We start from the raw sequence: 695 nt of genomic DNA, 5'->3' as shown, positions 1-695 counted from the left end.
AACTGATGCTAAAATCATTAAGCCAGACGATCTTATTACCTATACAGTAAAACTAGACGAAAAACACGAAGACACCCTAGAAAAAGATCTCTGCATGGTTAAATTTTGCTTTTGGTTACAAGACAAAAACAAAAAAGATGTGTTACTTGAACTAGGTACAGGCAAAGCTGCTAAAACAGCACACAAAAAACGAGGTGCAATAAAAATCGTACAAAAAGGAAATGCTGCGTCTACAGGTTATAAAACCGATTTTTTAACTCCTCAAGATGGAGAGAATTTTACAGAAAATATCTTTAAAAACAGCTACTATTATGCACAAGTCATAGTTGACAAAGAAAAAAAGGAAGTCAATCTTCAAATAAAATTTTCTAAATGGATGGACACCTATAAAATATGTACAGAGGCATATCTACTAGGCGATCCAATCAAAGCAGATGAAAAAAATATAACAGCTTCACATTTTATTGAAGCTGCTCCAGAAATCGTTGAAACCTATTGGTTAAATGCTGAAGGGAAAAAAATAAAACATGCAGGATACCAACAGGACATCTATTTATATCTAAAAACACTAGGCTTAAAAGATAAAGATATTGAGATGCAGGTCTATGATAAAGATTATTATCGTACCCCCAATATCCCAACCGTTTTTTATGGTAGAGCTGCTACCGATGATCTTATCGAATGGAAAAACAATA

At 33.2% G+C, this 695-nt stretch carries 1 protein-coding gene; it reads left to right on the top strand.

What is annotated here, in order from left to right; all coding sequences use genetic code 11:
• Nucleotides 1-695: hypothetical protein (locus AC2D8I_RS16320; protein ID WP_484707180.1), on the top strand; the 695-nt coding region annotated here is incomplete at both ends.

The sequence above is a fragment of the Lacinutrix sp. YIN62 genome (assembly GCF_057219185.1).
The sequence above is the reverse complement of the archived record's forward strand: the minus strand, read 5'-3'. Positions and strand labels throughout refer to the sequence as shown.